Source organism: Paenibacillus sp. WC2504, assembly GCF_052682475.1.
Genome location: NZ_JBQZFH010000001.1, coordinates 1 through 17,154 on the forward strand (window position 1 = coordinate 1; position 17,154 = coordinate 17,154).

Sequence of the window (17,154 nt, forward strand, 5' to 3'; positions counted from 1 at the left end):
CATAGCAGCTACCGTGGTACGCAATTGATTAATAATAATGCTAGTGACTGACTCATAATATTCAGCATCACGACGGTAACTTGCGAACGTACGAAGCAAATCTGTTTGCAAAAAATAATATCCAATCAAGGAGAAAATATAATGATTCATTATACCTGATATATCACCCATAAGGTCGGTTAGAATAATAACCCGCTGCAATTGCCCCGACAAATATGGTGATAAGTCAACTTCTTGCAAGAACTTCTTCACTAGCCTAGTGTCTTTCTCTATAATTAAAACCCAAGCAGTCTCGGTTTTGTTTCCTAAAATTTGTTTGAGGATTGCTGAAGAACCCATCCCCAAAAGGATATATCCCGTATTGTCAAAATTAACACCGTCTAAGAACTGTTCCGCTTCATACCGCGGATCATACATACTTGCAGAGAAAAATTCATTCCCTTGTTCATCTGCCAGCTTAAAGGCAATATCATCTCCGACGTGAATGATTTCAAGATCATCGGCACTAATCAATTCCATTTGTTCCAACAGCCATTCGTTGTATTCAGTTAAGAATTGTGCATTGCTGTCGTAATAGTTCATACTAAGCTCCTTCTATTCGGAAGAACCGGCAACAGCCTTTATTCGACCGAGCAATTCATACATTAATAAATCAGCTGCAATTAAATAGTCTCTATTATCCACAGCTAGTAAAATTAGCTTCAGCAGTTCTATCAAATCCTGCTGCTGCGCTTCAGAGATATGTTGATTCATCAAAATGCAGTCTATTTCTTCTGTTAGAGCCTCGAACTGACTCAGACCATTCTTAATTTCATAGCGGTAAAAAGCGTAACAAACACGCTTCACTTTCTCATGCAGTGCCTCGACGCTTTCGTCGTACATAATTTCCTCCATTCATTGGCCCTAAATCAATTGTTTTAAAAAAGCCAACCGCAAACGGGTTGGCTTTTTGATAAATCCGAATGTATTAACGCAGCAATTGAAGAACACCTTGTGGTTGTTGGTTTGCTTGTGCCAACATAGCTTGTGCTGCTTGGGAAAGAATGTTGCTCTTCGTGTAGTTCATCATTTCTTTCGCCATATCTACGTCGCGGATACGGGATTCAGCGGCGCTCAAGTTTTCGGAAGAAGTATCCAAGTTAGCGATAGTGTGCTCCAAACGGTTTTGGTATGCACCAAGGTTTGCACGAATTTTGGAAACCGAGCCAATACCTTTGTTGATAGCGGCAATGATGGAACCAACAGTACTCGACTTGATCGAGGAGAACTTGGATCCGTAATTCGCACCAACCAATAAACTTGCTTTCGCGTTTACAAGTACAGACATCGTGATGGTTTGACCGGAGTTCGCACCAACTTGGAAACCAACTTTACTGATTTTGGAGTTCAGCAATTTCTTAGTGTTGAACTCTGTAGCAGAGGAGATACGGTTGATTTCTTTTTGCAACTGTTGAACTTCCAAACCGATTTTGTTACGGTCAGTCGTTGTATACGTGTCGTTACCTGCTTGTACAGTTAGTTCACGCATACGTTGCAGAATGTTTTGCGTTTCGCTCAATGCGCCCTCAGCTGTTTGAATCAAGGAGATACCATCTTGGGAGTTACGGGAAGCTTGGTCCAAACCACGGATTTGGGAACGCATTTTCTCGGAAATTGCCAAACCAGCTGCATCATCGCCAGCACGGTTGATACGCAGACCGGAAGACAACTTCTCCATAGCTTTAGCAGTGCTGTTGTTGTTAACAACCAATTTGTTGTACGTGTTAAGTGCTGGTAGGTTGTGGTTAATAATCATTTGATATTCCTCCTTGAGTTGTAAAGAACACATCCATGTGTCCTAATGTATTGCACACCTCTGGTAGGTCGGCCGCCCTCCAGAGGAGCGATTAATATATATATCGGCTTTTATATAAAAAATGTTTAGAGGAATTTTTGCAAAAATGGAGGAAATTCGACTTTTTTATCACGGAAATTTTTACAAATTTTGCAACGGCATGTGAAAACACAATCTCTACCTCTTCTTTTCCTAAAAATGAGATGAAACGACTCTAAATTCGGTTTGTTATCACTTTTTAAGATCCATTAACTTTTTCAAATTATCTAGATCTATTTTGGAGCGTATCGCCTCTTTATTACTTTTCTGCACTTCCTCATACAACTCCTTTCGCAAAATACTGACTTCCTTAGGAGCACTAATACCGATCTTCACTTGATCTCCGTCAATAGCCGATATTACAATCTCAATATTGTTATTGAGAATGATTGATTGCCCTTTTTTTCTCGTTAAGATCAGCATTAACGCTCACCGCTTTCTTCAGGGGCTTCTTTAAAGAGAGGATCGTTCGTACCATAGGTAGATTGTGGAGGTAGCACCAATTGACGAGCTTGCTCAGTCGCAATGTTCAACACCAGCGGTGCTAGCAAATTCACAGTGGACTTTGTGTACGGCTCCTTAATCGTTACAATATTAATAACAGCAACCTCTTCATTCGAATTCAACTCAAGCAAACTTTTGTCATTGTCCTCGATCTCAAATGTATAGTTGGGATAGAAAACAAAAGGTGTCACTACCAAAAAGCTTATATTTTCATCTTGCACACTTTGCAGATATGCATACGGGCTGCCCTCTTCAACGACAGAGACTTCAAATTCATCCAGTTCTTCGAATCCTAGAATGCTTCCATTAAAACGAAGAACTTTGCCTTGTAAAAGATCAAGCATGCAATAATCTCTCCTAAATACATAATGCTATAGCTTGCGCTATAGCATTATGTTTTATTATTTGTTTTTACCGTGTGTTGGCCAAACTTCAAGAAAGCTAGGTTTTAATATCAATTTGTGGTGGAATTATCTCCACCTTAGGGTACTGAATCATATAAATATCGAGTTTACCCCGAATATAATTAATCTCAGGGGGGTTCGGATGTGTATTTACGTTAACTTTGCCTTCCTTGAATTGAATATCCAGTTTGCCTGGTTCGTAATGCAACTCAACATTGTCCATGGAAGCATCACCTAAGAATTCAAACTCGAAAAACTCATCGCCCTTCTCTTTCGCAATTTCTGCAATAGCGTTTCCACCATTTTGAATAGCCGCTAATCGATTGCCGTTTTCTACAATTTTGGCAATTCCCTGCAGTGCTACATCACGAGCTTTTGAATAAATTCTACTCATTGTTTCCAGGGACGATCCCAATCCCAGTGCATCCCAAGCTTTGCTGGAATCAATGTAAAGCACACCTTTTTCCGAGTGGATTTCCAACTTGGACGGTTCGGTCGTTATTTCGAGAGTAGCTTTAGGCTGCTTGATGTCCAGTTGACCTAAATCAGCATCAATACCTATCTGAGCACGTTGTTGACGTATCTGAATTTGAGGAATTGGAAACGTCATGCTAAACCGCTCCTATCGTAGAAAATCAACGAGACTCGTGCTAATAATTTTAGAACCTACTGAAAGGGACGCATTATAAACATTTTCATCCGTCTTTAAATTAGTAATGACAGCCGGAATATCCGCATCTTCTTCCTTAGCTTGGAGAGTTTGAAGATTGGTGCCTATATCTTCAAGACGAGATTGTGCTAATTCAATTCGATTTTGTCTTGCCCCTACATCTGCACGCGCCTGTAAAAAAGCTTCATTTCGGCTATCAATCTTGCCAATACAAGCACCAATATCATTTTGATTGCCGGAAGCTAAAGCAGCCGATAAATCCTTCATAATCATGAAAATGTTGTCGCTAGCTCCAGCAGCACCAAAAATTTTATCGCCAGAAACATTAGCCGTTACTCTTACACCTACACCAATATCAAACTTAATTTCCCCTTGATCAGCAACATCCGTCGATGCTGTGGCTGAGTTATATGGCGCTTTATCGGTTAACTGGCCATTGAAAACGTACTTCCCGTTAAATTGACTATTCCCAATCGTAACCATCTGTTCTGATAGCTGATCGATTTCTTTCTTAATTGCATCTAGTGCTGATTGCGGATTAGTCCCGTTGGAAGCCTGAACCGTCAACTCTCGAACTCGCTGAATAACAGTATTCGCTTGATTTAACGTTGTATCTGTGAAATCAAGCCAGGAAACTGCAGAGTCCGCATTACTCTTGTACTGTTCGTTCGCGGCTCCCTCGCTGCGATAACGCAAAGAGAAACTTATCCCGACAGGATCGTCTGAGGGTTTATTAATTTTTCTACCAGTTGAGAGCTGGTTCTGATTTTCATTAATTCTCGATAAATTTGCAGTTACATTTCGCAGTAATTGATTATTCATCATGCCTTGAGTAATACGGGTGGTCATGTTAGCATTCACCTACCATACAATATTAGTCTTTCTTATCTGCCTACTGTCCCCATGCTATTAATTACTTTATCCAACAGCTCATCAAACGTTGTCATTACACGAGCCGCAGCACTGTAAGCTTTTTGAAATTTAATCATATTAGACATTTCCTCATCCAACGAAACGCCGCTTACTCCTTGTCTGTTAGAGTCAACTTGATCAACTAAAGTTTGCTGGTTCGTTGCCTGCCTCGTAGCTTCCTGACTTTGAACACCTAGTTGTCCGACAATCGACCGGAAAAACTCATCAAAAGTACCATCTTTTAAAACGGTGTTTCCGCCGGCTGCATCTTCGAAACTGATTTTGTTATCCTTAAGACCTGCCAACAATAGTGCCATATCGTTATTACCCTTAACGACTTTTTCTACACCATCGGTATCTATATATGTTCGAGTCGATGTGGAGACATTGGACGGATCACTTAGAATAGTAGGATTAACTGTGATACTGTCGGCAGTAAATTCCGTCGCTCCAGGCTTTAAAGTAAAGAACGGAACACCCGACTTCAAAGGGCTTGAACCAGAATACCCTAATTGGTGCAAACCATTAAACCCTTTGACAACAACCTTAAGATCGCTTGTCAATGTGCGTCCCGCACCACTAAATTGCTGCTGAGAAGTTGTCCCGTCAGAGTTAACGACAGTTAACGTAGTCCCCTCGGGGACAACCATTCCTTTTGGCAGTGTCGTTTCAACATCACCTTGAACCATCGTCTTCAACATGGCATCCAGCTGAAACTTATAACCGGCAACATAATTATCTCTAGATTGCAGCATTCCATAGACCTCACCACTGTTGAGATCCCCTGACACAGCAGAACTCGTTAACGAGTCTGTAGATAATGTATTAGCGACCTCATTACCACTAACTAGTTGCACGCTGCCCATCTTCACATTATAGCCGTTGCTATCTTCTGTATAAGTTATATTGATAATTTTAGATAAATTATCCATAAGAAGATCCCTTTGGTCCCGCAAATCATTCGCATCGTCCCCTAGCCCCTCGATACGAAAAATTTCTTCATTGAGCTTTGCAATTTGTCCAATCGCTGTATTGGCTTCCGTCGCCTTAATACCGATATTCGTCGTTAAATCGGAAGAGAGATCTTGAAGTTGCCTAGATGCTTGGTTAAATGCATCCGTCATTGCCAGCGCCCGTTCTTTGACTAATACTCTTGCCGTAGTGTTTTCAGGAGATTTACTTAACTCCTGCCAAGCATTCCAAAAACCTTCGACTGTTTGGCGAATGCCAGTATCGGAAGGTTCGTTAATGATCGATTCGATTTTATCCAGTGTATCCTTTCTAGTGCTCCAATCGCCAAGATTCTTATTCTCATTATGAAACTGATCGTCCAAGAATTTCTCGCGAATCCTTGTGATATGGTCAAATTCAACACCTTGACCCATTTGACCAGGAACAGTACTCCGCTGCAAACCAGGATATTCAAGCGGCGCTGCAGCTACCATGTTTACGACTTGTCTCGAATAGCCTTTCGTATTAGAGTTCGCTATGTTATGACCAGTTGTGTTAAGCGCTGCTTGTTGCGTAAAAAGAGCCCTTTTCGAAATCTCTATACCCATAAAAGTGGAACGCATAAATCGAAATCTCCTCTCGTAAACCCTACTAGGCTTTTGTATCGAATAGTCCCGGACGCTTCGCCCCATAGGGCACTTGATTTGGTCTCTGATAGATTACATCATCTTCAGGTACTCCTAGTACTAAATCAACCGTATAATTGATAAAGGATAAAGACTGTTCAATTAATTGCTGATTAATTTCATTCTCAGCCTTTAAAGTTTTCATAGTCTCCACTAATTTTTGTTGCGCTTGCATTAACAGCTGCTTTTCTTCCGCTTTAAAAATGATTTTCACTAAATCTGCAACCGTTATCTTAGGGTTTGGATTATAACCTCTTGAAATTAAATAGGACCCGATATGCTGAATTCTTTCTAAATTCAGCTCTTGTATACCTCGAATCCATCTGCTTTCTTTGTTTACAATGTTATTTAATTGCTCCACATCGTTTTTGACGAGTACGCGAGGCTTCTCACGTGCTAATACGAGCAATGCTTCATGAGCTTCTTGCAGTTTAGACATGGTTTCCATCAAAAGCTGTATCGACACACTCGTTCACCTATTCCATCTTTTGTCATGATATATTTTACTTGAGATAAGGGATCAACTTTTCTGCAATTTTGTTCGCATCCACATAATAGGTGCCAGAGGCTACAGATGCCTTTAATTCCTCGATTCGCTGTGCCTGCTCTTCCGTCCGTACAATGCCCTTTGCATCTAGCATTTCCTTAGCCTCAGCAGAAATTTCGACCTGATCTTTCGCCTTTTCCTTCTTATTGGCTGCATGGGACATAAATTTAGCATCGCCAGTTTTTTTATAAGGGTTTACAGCACCAATTCGCTGATTGTCATTAATTTTCACACTCAACCACTCCCATGATCTGACATAAATAAAATGCCGATAATCTTTAGAGTTATTATCGGCATCATATGTATAATATTTTATATCTCAATCAGCAATTTCGAACAAAATTAATGTCTGTCTTTTAAACGTTCATGAATCTTAAAGCTAATTTTGCCCTCTTGCTTCTTCAGTTCTTCATTTCTCCGCTCGTCCTCGGCCGTGTTCCGTACATCTTTCACAAGCTTCATTCGGCACGGCTCGCAAAGCGTATTTTCCCGAATCAACGTCCCACAAACCTCGCAAGGATAAGCCATGTTCGGCGCATTCATAATAGAGATCCGACCTTCACGAATAAACTTCGTAATCTGCTTAATAGATACGTCCGTCGCTTCACTTAAATCATTTATAGTAGTACCTTTGTTTGCACGCAGATACTTCAGGCATTTATCATACTGCTGCTCCAAATCTTTCAAGCAATTCGGGCATACCTCAGCAAATCCCTTAACAAAAATCTTCCCACAGCGTGGACAATTAGCAACGTTCATGCCCATTATATGGCCCCCTTCTATTGTTCCCTATACCTAAATATTTAATTCCAGTTTACCGCAATCCGACAGCGTTTGCATATCTCTATTTTTCGAGAGCCTGGCTGTAGCCCCTATCGCGCCCATGTAATACCGAACACTTTCGCCGGCAAGGATTCGCCTAAAACCCTTGCACACTGATTCATAGTGCTCCCAGTGGTGTACACATCATCTACGATATATATAACGTATGAAGCTGCCTGGCAACCTGTCAGCTGTTTAATCAGCAGCTCGTTAATCTCAAAAACATGTACTAGATCATCCAGACGCTCACTCCTATTCTTAAAACTTTGTTTATCTGTATGTTTCGAACGATTAAGCAGTTGAACGACAGGGAGCCCGACTTTTCTTCCTAATTCAATAGCCATTTGTTCAGCTTGGTTAAAACCGCGCTCCAGCAATCTACGCTCACTAACAGGTACGAACGTGATAAGTCTCTTAATTGAGACTGGATCCGTGCCGAATTCTCTCATTTCCTCTTGCAATAAATGATACGCATGAACAAGCATTTGACCAATTACAGCCTTGAGTCGTTCATCTCCTCGATATTTATAACGAGCTAATAATTCTTTCATCATTTCATCGTATCTCACTGCACTGCGGCTTTTCGAGAAATAAGCGTATCCCCTTCGTTGACAGTCATAACATACCTCGCCTCGCCCGCATATAGCACAAAGTGCCGTTCGAATCCATGGTATTCTCATATAACATGAACGACAAAGTCCCAGCTGCTTAACACGGTCAGAGCTAACTTGCTTACACAGCAAGCACTCTTCCTTTACTGGACTGAGCAGTGAAAAGAAAGTTCCTCTCATTGCACCCAGCCAATTTTTCCAATCACTCATTCACTTCCCCCTTTCAAAATACCCCCGTTTACGCGCTATGCGATTCATTTTCTCGATTTGTCGAATAGCCTCCTTTTGTGATCGTGTGATTTCTTTGGCTGCAAAATAAACCTTTCCCGCCGGATCGTCCTTTGATCTACCTGCCCGCCCAGCCATCTGAACAAGCGCTGCTTCATCAAATAATTTTGAATCGGCATCTAGGATAAAGACATCCGACTTCGGCAAAGTGACTCCTCTCTCCAAAATCGTCGTTGTCACCAAAACTCGTATGTCCCTGTTACGAAAACGCTGAACCCTCTCAGTTCGGTCAGAGTCCTTTGACGAAGTTCCCTCAATGCACAGCGTAGTACCTCCTTGTAATTTTATCCTAAGTAGATCCACCGTAGGCTCAACCAGGTGAATGTTGGGAACGAAAACAAACAACTGTGCACCCCGCTCCACTGAAGCTACCAGCTTAGCAAATAACGAATTAGGCAGAGCTTGAGTATGTATAGATTTATTTAGGGATGGGGCGGCTATGAGCTCCGGTACTGGCAGGGGATTTTTATGAAAACGCACCGGTACCCGCACATGTGGTAAATGGCCTCGTTCAGCCGCTTGCCTGACGCTCTTCGGCGGTGTAGCCGATAGCAATATATTCACACCACTTCGTTTGCAAACTTTAGCTGCAGCATAAGCAAGCATTGGATTGTTATGGTACGGGAATGCATCAATTTCATCAATGATGACAAGATCAAATGCCTCATCAAAACGCATGAGTTGATGTGTCGTGGCAATTGTAATTTGCCCTTGCTCCCATCGCTGCTCGCTACCACCATAAAGCGTAACGACACTATAGTCTGTGAAAGCTTTCGATATTCTTGGTTGAAGCTCTAATACAACGTCTTTTCGTGGAGTTGCAATCAACACTCGCCCTCCATTGGCCACTGTTATATGAACGAAAGGGAATATCATTTCCGTCTTTCCTGCACCAGTAACGGCCCAGATTAAAAACTTTCGAGGCTCTTTAGTCAGCAATCCGCGCTTATCCTTCCCCCTCTCCTCCGTAATAAATTGTAGCCCCTCCAGAGATGCTCTAGTCTGAGCTTCACTAAGTCCCCATGGTTTGATGTAGTTTTCGAGATTCTCAAAGGACTGTTTCGCGTCTTCCACCACTAACTTTCCATTCTCAGCTGTCCCTCCAAATATAAGCAACGAGCAAAACTTTACCCGTCCCATTGTTAAGCACGCTTCACAGTAGGGGCAGTCTTGTCCGCAGAAATGGCAGGCTGACCAATACAAACTCTCCTCACCGCTTCCGCAACGTTTACAGGAGTAGCTCGTCCTTTTCTGGTAACCTCGACGCCATTCCCGGTACTCCTTTATATAGAGTCCATTCTCTAATGTTAAATCCCCGTTAAGATGAGCTAGCTGTAGATAACTCATCCAAGCTTCCCCTGCACCTAGTTCTAAATTTGCCGCTTTTAACAGCTGCTCAAATTCCTCTACAAGCAACGTCCTACCGCTGCAAGCTAATACAATCTTGGTATAAACCCCATAATCTAAAATCATTCTAGGTAACAATCTTTCCTCGCTAAATGTTATTTTCTTCATTGCAATTTTGTCGCAATTTACTAAACCGCAATTTTTGGCCGCCTGTCGGAACTGCTTCAGCATACTTTCATCGTCCTCAACCGCTTGTTTTAAATTTGCAGATTTTAGTTTACCAAGCACCCGCACACCTTGCCCAAACGAAATAAAAGGTTCGAACAGTACGAGGCCGGCGTCGGCTGCGTATTGCTCGAACCAATATTGAATGTCTGTCATAGGGTGAATGGACAAATGCCAATTCCACTCCTTATTTACAAAAACGGCGTAAAGTTGAACCTTCATTGCTCACCTTACCCTCTTTTTAAGTTGCATCTGCAAGCGGTTACTGCTATCCGACAGGAATTTTCACAAGATCTTCCCTATTGCTAAGATGAACAACAACCACAGGTTCCCCTTCATGCTCACTCACAAATTGATCAACTGCATCAAAATCCATTTGATATCTCAAATCAAGTAAATGGGTATGGGATAATCGCTCAATAATTTGTCTTGTGTCGTCAGAAGACCCTTCATCGTAGATCGTTGCCGTAACTTCATAGCCTTTTAATCCAGAGAAAAAAAATAAAGAGCGAATATACCATTCAATTTGATTTTGGTTATTTTTGGTGACAAGCAGAACTTTTGCAGGCTTCTTCTTTCTACCCTTTCGGGCTCCGAACAATAGATGAAGCACTGCGATGCTGATTCCGTAGCAACCCAAGATCCAAAGTAACCCAATCCACATAGCGGATCCCTCCCTTAATTGCAGTGTATGCCACAAAAAGTAGAGGGGTTCCAACAACGGGAGTCTTATAAGGTTACCCAACCATTCTTAATCGCGATGATAACCGCTTGTGTACGGTCATCTACTTCCATTTTTTGAAGAATGGAGCTGACATGGTTCTTCACCGTTTTTTCACTGATGTAGAGGAACTCTCCGATCAGTTTATTGCTTTTGCCTTCTGCCATTAAACGAAGAACTTCCGCTTCCCGTTTGGTAAGTGGGCTGTTTGTATTATGTATGTACTTAAGCGCAGAATCCTTAGCGCCCTGTCCTGATCCAACCACACCGACGTCATCTAAATAAGTCATGCGTCTTAGTTGGTTGATTAGCTTTCCTGTAACTTTGGGGTGAATATAGGCGTGACCAGCCACCACAGAACGAATCGCATTAATAAGCGACTCCGCTTCCATATCTTTAAGCAAATAACCCGAAGCTCCCTTGCGAAGGGTCTCAAATACATAGCTCTCATCATCATGAAGCGAAAGAATGATAACCTTAATATCAGGGAAAATAAGCTTTAGGCGCTCAGTCGCGACTACACCATTCTCAAGTGGCATGTTGATGTCCATGAGAACAATATCTGGGGTGATTTGATTACATAGCTCGATAACCTGGATCCCATCGCCACACTCTCCGATGACCTCCATATCATCTTCCATATTGATAATCCGTTTAACACCTTCGCGAAACAGCTGGTGATCGTCCGCAATAACAATTCGCACATTGCGTTTATGACTCGCCGTGTTGTCCATTTTGATTTTCCTCCTTGTTCTCTGCACCGCCGCCAATAGGGATTAGCATTGTAATTTTGGTTCCGGAATCTTTGGCAGAATCAATAATCATTGTGCCTTCCAGAAGCTCAACACGCTCACGCATGCCTAACAAACCAAAATTATTTCCCTTAGCTATTTTCTGCTCTGTTTGCGGCACATCGAAGCCGACCCCATTATCTACGACGTAGATTTGTACTTGATCAGGTTCCAGTGTTAGCTCAACAGATAAGAAAGTTGCTTTCGCATGTTTTATTACATTAGATAGAGCTTCTTGCACCAGTCGGAAAATCGCAATTTCAAGCCCTGATGGAATGCGAGTCTGCTTGCCTACGAGATTGAATTGCGTACGAATCCGATATTTCTCTTCGCAATCTTGAACATATTTACGCAGAGTCGGTACGATACCTAGATCATCGAGCGCCATCGGGCGGAGGTTGAAGATGATCTTACGAACTTCTTCAAGTCCCCCTCTGACTTGTCCCTTCAAATCCACTAGTTCTTCCTTAACCGCGGGGATATCTTCTTTAATAAGCATGCGCTGAGCAATTTCTGTTCGTAGCACAACATTTGCCAAGGTCTGAGCCATACCATCATGAATTTCACGCGCAATACGCTTTCGCTCTTCCTCTTGTGCCAAAATAATCTTTAAACCAAGCAATTGCCTGTTTTTAGCGGATTCTAATATGCGAGTGACCTGATTGAGATCTCCGGATAAGTATTCTAAAACTACATTCATCTGAGAAACGATCGTTTCAGCCCGTTCCACCTGCTTGTCCACATTCTTAGTTCGCACTTGCAGGTCATTGCGTCTGGCCTTCAGATTATTTTCTTTTTCTCTAGCAATAGTGAGTTGTAATTGAAAGGCAATAGCCGCTTCATAAGCAACCTTAATATCTTCCTCACGGTACTTATTAAAGTCACGACTGACTTCCGTGAGTCGAATGCGGGAGCGCTTGTAGTCCTTCTCTAACTTGTCAACCAAATCAATTGTGATACTCGTTTCATGCTTAATTTCTTCAAGTTCACGAGTAAGCGATTCTTTTTCCAAGCGAGAAGCTTCTGCGATCTCGAACATCTGATACTTGCTGCTCTCCATGACGTTAATTGCGTTTTTTATGACACGATCTATAGCGTCTGGCTGCAAATGAAACATGCTCCTTTTTTATAACAATATTAGAAATTAGTCTACCCCATATTGTAACATAGTTCTTACAATTTGAAGTGAACTTCTAGCACTATTTATTCAATAGTTATCCCATAATTTTGGGGATCCCAGCCTACTTTAAACCCTAATTTCTCAGAAATTACACGAAGTGGAACCATAGTCACATTATTCATAATTTTTGGCGCAACCTCCGCCGTGATACGATCCCCATTTGCCAGTAGATCTGCATTATCAACCCACAAATCAATTAGCTTATCCCCGCGAATAACAGTAACTTTCCGTTCTTTATCATCCCATTTCACATTGCCGCCGAGAGCTTCTGTTACAAATCGAATTGGAATAAGCGTATTATCATTCACAATAGTCGGCGCTTGCTCCAGCGTCATTGCTTTTGAGTTTACTGTTACTTGCTTCTTGTTCACTGTAAGTTTTACTGAATTCTTCGGTAAAGCCGGCAACTGTCCTTTATAAATAAAAGAGATATCATCTATACTAATTTTCCCTTTCGAAGCTCTTTCATCCTGTCCATTTGCCGGATTAGCTACATATACGCTCTTAAGCTTAATTGGGAATTTAAGATCGGACACATCAGCCGTTAGCTTGCGCCAGCCCGTCCAGTTCGTATTTTCTGTGAAGCTGACATAGTTCAATTTGCCATCTGCATCAACAATTTCAGCACGCACCCAGTTAAAACTTCCATCTCCGAGGACTTTAGCTGTAATAAACTCAGGTTCACCTGCAATTTGCACACCGTTCGTACCATCAAATCGGGCATATGCAGCTTTTGTGCCTGTACCTTTTGTAAAATCATAAGAAATCGCTAAATTCTTATTTCCATTCGCTTGTTCAATATTTACAGAAGAAACAACCTCAGCAGGATATTTATCACCAGTAGTTATAACCGCAGAATTATCTAGGTCGTACCATACCTTTTCTTGTCCCACTGGAAGAGTAACCATGGTACTGAAGCCATCATATCTTGCGATAACCTGAGCAGCTTGGGAACCTGAAGCACTGTCTACATGTAAAACGCCATCTTTCAAGCTCCCTTTTACGCCGCTAAGTTCCCATGTTGCTGATGCCGCGGGCAGTTCTCTTGTTGCACCGCTTTTGGTTGTCACCATAATAGGCAGCTTAAAATCTCCGCCCTCGGTCAATGAAAAAGCACCTGAATTGAATTTCATCGAAGTAATTTGGTTCCGGCCGATAACCTCAACATCCATGGATGCAGAACCTTTTCCTGACTTCGCAGTAATCTGCGTTTTACCTGGTAATGTAGGTGTAAACACATTATCCTTAAAGCCACCATTTGCTGTCGAACTACTCCATTGTGGAACAATACCATCCACTGAAATTGGGTTATAATAATCGTCATAGGCTTTGAATTGATAAGTGCTGGATTCATTCATGAATAAAATGTTTTGACCTTTTAAAATAAGACCTTTCAACTCACCTTTAGGCGCCGTTGAATATACGCCTACACCATTTGCAACCGAACGTTGGTTACCATTCTCTGTTTTATTCACCAATTTCGGATCAAAATCACCTAGAGGTCTAGAAACCATCTGTGTGGAACCACCACCATCCAGGACTAAACCTTTCCAAACTCCAGCACTAATCATAAACTGCTGAAGCTCTGGCAGTGTCATACCCGCGCTACCTGCACTGCGATCAGAGGTAATAATATACGCTGTTTTCATATCTTTGGAATAACCTATTGCCGTTCGTGAGCGCGGACTGTAACCGCTGAAATCATTAATATTTCTTGTGAAGTAACTCGGCTTCGCATCGTCAACTAACAACGTGCTTCCTCCGATAAGCATTTTGAAGTTTTTCCAATCATATGTTTTTGAAGCATCATGCGGAACCATATCATATTTGGTAGTGATTTTATCTCCGACTTTGAGGTGATTTACGATAAACTCCCTAGCTAAGCCTGAACCTCTAAGTATGTAGCCGTCCGCGGGAGCGATCATTTTAATATTCGTATCTACCGCAATCTCCTTGACGATATCATTTTGAATAAGCGCCTCAGTTGGAACATGCGTACCATCTACCGCTCTTTGTGTCATTGCCCAAGCACTTGTATATAGGAAAAGTCCATCAGCAATCATTGCGACATTGTTATCATCCCAATAATATGTTTTATTCACACCGCCAAGTTCAAAAGAGGTTCCATCTTTCGCTGTTACCTTGCCCTCAAAGTCAAGAATATCAATAATCGGCTGATTGTTCTTCGTTATTGCAAAAGAATATAATCCCGATATTTTTGCTGGCGTCGCCATCACCGTTCCATTCGTGATTTGAGCGCCCTCCGGGACACCTTCAGCCTGTGTATTGAAGAAATCTCCATTTACACCTGCTACTGCTCCGCTATCCTTCACCATGCCCAAAACACTCTGGTTCTTCGTAAATTGCGTATTCGTCCCTGCCATTGCGTCTATCTTTACGTTCGGATTCGTCAAGTCGACCTCGATCACATTGGCGTTTACCGAAACATCCTTATTGCTTCTAGTTGTTGTCCATACATAATTCTTCATGATTGCGCCTGATGTAATTGTTTCCTGTGAACTAAGCGTCAACGTTGAACCTGCCGCACTTACCGTAGTCCCAGCTGCCAACTGCCACACCAATGCGCAAGCCAGCGCACCAATCCATACTTGCTTCTGTACCGTCATGTTGCTTTTCCACACTCCTCTTTCAGTCTAAGTCTATTATCTATCATTTTCACGATACTTATATAGACTCTTAAACTATGGAAAAAGTTACGATAGGATTGCAGTTGTATTTATACACCAACGAAACACAAAAAAGAGAGTCATCCCTTATGGGGCCTGCTCTCTGCCTGAGATACAAAACCTGTAAAATTTACAGAATACGTTTTATTTTAGCTTCATGCTCAATGGACCGAGCTGACAAAAGTTCAATAATGGAGTGCTGCTGTTCTTGGATAAGTTCAATCCGTTTTACAGTTGCATTGGTTTCTAAAACAGCTTGTTTAACTTGAGTTTGTTCTATTTCAAGCTTGTCTAGGCGGGTATCGATACCATCTAGGCGAGTGTCAATACCAATTATGTGGTTGTCCATACCATCAAGACGAATATCAATGTCAATTAAATGGTTATTGATACCATCTAGACGTTTGTCGATCCCAGTCAGACGATTTTCAATCCCATCCATACGTCTATCCATCAAATCTATCTTATCATACATCGGCAAAAATTCGGCCTTCAGCATTGCTGATAGAGCCTCTTTCAACTCATTATCCATTTTCCATCACTCCCCGATTCATCTATAATAGATGCTTATAATCGTAATTTCAGTATAACATACGAAGTGCTCGTGATGAAAAGTTATTAAGTATATGTATATATTACCATTTTTTATATTGTTAGTCAAACATATGTTCTGTTTTACTGAAAAGTAAAAAGCCATCCTATTATGGATGGCTTATCTAACTATATTAAACTAATGCTTGAGCTTTCAAGAGCTCAGCTTTGTCTGTACGCTCCCAAGGAACATCCAGGTCATTACGGCCAAAGTGACCATAAGCAGCCGTTTGACGGTAAATTGGACGACGCAGGTCAAGCTCTTTAATGATACCCGCTGGGCGAAGGTCGAAATTGTTGTGAATCAGCTCAACTAATTTCTCTTCGCTTACTTTTGCCGTACCAAATGTATCCACAGCAATGGAAACCGGACGCGCTACACCGATTGCGTAAGCCAATTGAACTTCACATTTTTCAGCAAGTCCAGCAGCTACGATGTTTTTCGCAACATAACGTGCTGCGTATGCACCGGAACGGTCAACTTTTGTTGGATCCTTACCAGAGAAAGCACCGCCGCCGTGACGTGCGTAACCGCCATACGTATCAACGATGATTTTACGACCAGTCAAACCAGCATCCCCTTGAGGTCCGCCGATTACGAAACGGCCAGTTGGGTTGATGAAATAGTTTGTGTTATCATCTAACAAGTGCGCTGGTACGATTGGAGCAATAACATGCTCTTTAATATCTTTTTGGATTTGCTCTAGAGTAACTTCTTCACCATGCTGTGTAGATACAACGATTGCATCGACACGAACTGGTTTATCATCGATATACTCAACAGTTACTTGAGTTTTACCATCCGGACGCAGGTAGGGAAGAGTACCATCTTTGCGAACTTCTGTCAAACGACGAGCCAGTTGGTGAGAGATCGAAATCGGGAGTGGCATAAGTTCAGGCGTTTCATTAACTGCGAAACCGAACATCAAACCTTGGTCACCGGCACCAATTGCTTCAATTTCTTCATCGGACATAGAACCTTCTCTTGCTTCAAGTGCTCTATCAACACCTTGTGCAATGTCAGGGGATTGTTCATTCAAAGAAACAAGAACCGCACATGTTTGGGAATCAAATCCGTATTTTGCACGCGTATAACCGATTTCTTTGATTGTTTGTCTTGCAATTGCTTGAATATCAACATATTCAGAGCTAGAAGTAATCTCACCGATTACCAAAACCAAACCAGTTGCTACAGATACCTCACATGCTACACGAGCATTTGGATCGTTAGCAAGAAATGCATCCAATACCGAGTCAGAAATTTGGTCACAAATTTTATCCGGATGACCTTCTGTTACGGATTCGGATGTAAATAAACGACGTCCACGTACTTGCGCCATATCA

General features: G+C 41.9%; 19 protein-coding genes. All 19 read right to left on the minus strand.

Annotated elements, in window-relative coordinates; genetic code table 11:
• A partial coding sequence (locus ACUN27_RS00005; protein ID WP_445558220.1) for a hypothetical protein occupies positions 1-582 on the minus strand: 582 nt, incomplete at its 3' end.
• 12 nt (positions 583-594) lie between these two features.
• Positions 595-882 (minus strand): hypothetical protein, encoded by a 288-nt coding sequence (locus ACUN27_RS00010; protein WP_315955580.1) that lies wholly within the window; start codon positions 880-882, stop codon positions 595-597.
• An 85-nt stretch (positions 883-967) separates the two neighbouring features.
• Positions 968-1,795 carry a flagellin N-terminal helical domain-containing protein gene (locus ACUN27_RS00015; protein WP_145668370.1) on the minus strand — a complete coding sequence of 276 codons (828 nt, stop codon included), beginning with the start codon at positions 1,793-1,795 and terminating at the stop codon, positions 968-970.
• Between the two features lie 270 nt (positions 1,796-2,065).
• Positions 2,066-2,296 carry a carbon storage regulator CsrA gene (csrA, locus tag ACUN27_RS00020; protein ID WP_315955579.1) on the minus strand — a complete coding sequence of 77 codons (231 nt, stop codon included), beginning with the start codon at positions 2,294-2,296 and terminating at the stop codon, positions 2,066-2,068.
• Positions 2,296-2,721: a flagellar assembly protein FliW gene (gene fliW / locus ACUN27_RS00025; protein ID WP_315955578.1), complete on the minus strand. Its 426-nt coding sequence runs from the start codon at positions 2,719-2,721 to the stop codon at positions 2,296-2,298. The genes csrA and fliW overlap by 1 nt, the downstream gene beginning before the upstream one ends.
• 97 nt (positions 2,722-2,818) lie before the next feature.
• Positions 2,819-3,391 carry a DUF6470 family protein gene (locus ACUN27_RS00030; protein WP_315955577.1) on the minus strand — a complete coding sequence of 191 codons (573 nt, stop codon included), beginning with the start codon at positions 3,389-3,391 and terminating at the stop codon, positions 2,819-2,821.
• A 12-nt stretch (positions 3,392-3,403) separates the two neighbouring features.
• Complete coding sequence (gene flgL / locus ACUN27_RS00035; protein ID WP_127453339.1) at positions 3,404-4,300, minus strand: flagellar hook-associated protein FlgL; 897 nt, start codon at positions 4,298-4,300, stop codon at positions 3,404-3,406.
• A 35-nt stretch (positions 4,301-4,335) separates the two neighbouring features.
• On the minus strand, positions 4,336-5,937 hold the full coding sequence (gene flgK, locus ACUN27_RS00040; RefSeq protein ID WP_445558221.1) for a flagellar hook-associated protein FlgK: 1,602 nt from the start codon (positions 5,935-5,937) through the stop codon (positions 4,336-4,338).
• A 28-nt stretch (positions 5,938-5,965) separates the two neighbouring features.
• On the minus strand, positions 5,966-6,448 hold the full coding sequence (locus ACUN27_RS00045) for a flagellar protein FlgN (RefSeq protein ID WP_445560584.1): 483 nt from the start codon (positions 6,446-6,448) through the stop codon (positions 5,966-5,968).
• A gap of 55 nt (positions 6,449-6,503) precedes the next feature.
• Complete coding sequence (flgM, locus tag ACUN27_RS00050) at positions 6,504-6,779, minus strand: flagellar biosynthesis anti-sigma factor FlgM (RefSeq protein ID WP_315955574.1); 276 nt, start codon at positions 6,777-6,779, stop codon at positions 6,504-6,506.
• Positions 6,780-6,889: 110 nt separating this feature from the next.
• A complete protein-coding gene (locus ACUN27_RS00055; RefSeq protein WP_315955628.1) occupies positions 6,890-7,306 on the minus strand; it encodes a TIGR03826 family flagellar region protein in 417 nt (138 codons plus the stop codon).
• A gap of 113 nt (positions 7,307-7,419) precedes the next feature.
• Positions 7,420-8,190 carry a ComF family protein gene (locus ACUN27_RS00060; protein WP_445558222.1) on the minus strand — a complete coding sequence of 257 codons (771 nt, stop codon included), beginning with the start codon at positions 8,188-8,190 and terminating at the stop codon, positions 7,420-7,422.
• Positions 8,191-10,062, minus strand: a complete 1,872-nt coding sequence (locus tag ACUN27_RS00065) for a DEAD/DEAH box helicase (RefSeq protein ID WP_445558223.1) — start codon at positions 10,060-10,062, stop codon at positions 8,191-8,193.
• 46 nt (positions 10,063-10,108) lie between these two features.
• The gene (locus ACUN27_RS00070) at positions 10,109-10,504 is read right to left on the minus strand and encodes a hypothetical protein (protein ID WP_445558224.1); all 396 of its coding nucleotides are present in this window, start codon (positions 10,502-10,504) and stop codon (positions 10,109-10,111) included.
• 65 nt (positions 10,505-10,569) lie between these two features.
• Positions 10,570-11,295, minus strand: a complete 726-nt coding sequence (locus ACUN27_RS00075; RefSeq protein WP_127453353.1) for a response regulator — start codon at positions 11,293-11,295, stop codon at positions 10,570-10,572.
• Positions 11,273-12,469, minus strand: a complete 1,197-nt coding sequence (locus ACUN27_RS00080) for a sensor histidine kinase (protein WP_315955570.1) — start codon at positions 12,467-12,469, stop codon at positions 11,273-11,275. Before ACUN27_RS00080 ends, ACUN27_RS00075 begins: the two co-directional genes overlap by 23 nt.
• Positions 12,470-12,555: 86 nt before the next feature.
• On the minus strand, positions 12,556-15,159 hold the full coding sequence (locus ACUN27_RS00085) for a stalk domain-containing protein (RefSeq protein WP_445558225.1): 2,604 nt from the start codon (positions 15,157-15,159) through the stop codon (positions 12,556-12,558).
• Positions 15,160-15,349: 190 nt separating this feature from the next.
• Entirely contained in the window at positions 15,350-15,751 is a 402-nt protein-coding gene (locus ACUN27_RS00090) for a hypothetical protein (RefSeq protein ID WP_315955568.1), read from the minus strand.
• A gap of 193 nt (positions 15,752-15,944) precedes the next feature.
• Positions 15,945-17,150, minus strand: a complete 1,206-nt coding sequence (metK, locus tag ACUN27_RS00095) for a methionine adenosyltransferase (RefSeq protein ID WP_315955567.1) — start codon at positions 17,148-17,150, stop codon at positions 15,945-15,947.
• Positions 17,151-17,154: the final 4 nt, after the last annotated feature.

Coding starts and splice junctions, on each gene's coding strand:
- ACUN27_RS00045 (WP_445560584.1), bottom strand. CDS start 6,448: ATGGAAACCATGTCTAAACTGCAAGAAGCTCATGAAGCATTGCTCGTA.
- csrA (WP_315955579.1), bottom strand. CDS start 2,296: ATGCTGATCTTAACGAGAAAAAAAGGGCAATCAATCATTCTCAATAAC.
- ACUN27_RS00070 (WP_445558224.1), bottom strand. CDS start 10,504: ATGTGGATTGGGTTACTTTGGATCTTGGGTTGCTACGGAATCAGCATC.
- ACUN27_RS00060 (WP_445558222.1), bottom strand. CDS start 8,190: ATGAGTGATTGGAAAAATTGGCTGGGTGCAATGAGAGGAACTTTCTTT.
- fliW (WP_315955578.1), bottom strand. CDS start 2,721: ATGCTTGATCTTTTACAAGGCAAAGTTCTTCGTTTTAATGGAAGCATT.
- ACUN27_RS00065 (WP_445558223.1), bottom strand. CDS start 10,062: ATGAAGGTTCAACTTTACGCCGTTTTTGTAAATAAGGAGTGGAATTGG.
- ACUN27_RS00080 (WP_315955570.1), bottom strand. CDS start 12,469: ATGTTTCATTTGCAGCCAGACGCTATAGATCGTGTCATAAAAAACGCA.
- ACUN27_RS00075 (WP_127453353.1), bottom strand. CDS start 11,295: ATGGACAACACGGCGAGTCATAAACGCAATGTGCGAATTGTTATTGCG.
- ACUN27_RS00015 (WP_145668370.1), bottom strand. CDS start 1,795: ATGATTATTAACCACAACCTACCAGCACTTAACACGTACAACAAATTG.
- ACUN27_RS00085 (WP_445558225.1), bottom strand. CDS start 15,159: ATGACGGTACAGAAGCAAGTATGGATTGGTGCGCTGGCTTGCGCATTG.
- ACUN27_RS00090 (WP_315955568.1), bottom strand. CDS start 15,751: ATGGATAATGAGTTGAAAGAGGCTCTATCAGCAATGCTGAAGGCCGAA.
- metK (WP_315955567.1), bottom strand. CDS start 17,150: ATGGCGCAAGTACGTGGACGTCGTTTATTTACATCCGAATCCGTAACA.
- flgK (WP_445558221.1), bottom strand. CDS start 5,937: ATGCGTTCCACTTTTATGGGTATAGAGATTTCGAAAAGGGCTCTTTTT.
- ACUN27_RS00010 (WP_315955580.1), bottom strand. CDS start 882: ATGTACGACGAAAGCGTCGAGGCACTGCATGAGAAAGTGAAGCGTGTT.
- flgL (WP_127453339.1), bottom strand. CDS start 4,300: ATGACCACCCGTATTACTCAAGGCATGATGAATAATCAATTACTGCGA.
- ACUN27_RS00030 (WP_315955577.1), bottom strand. CDS start 3,391: ATGACGTTTCCAATTCCTCAAATTCAGATACGTCAACAACGTGCTCAG.
- ACUN27_RS00055 (WP_315955628.1), bottom strand. CDS start 7,306: ATGAACGTTGCTAATTGTCCACGCTGTGGGAAGATTTTTGTTAAGGGA.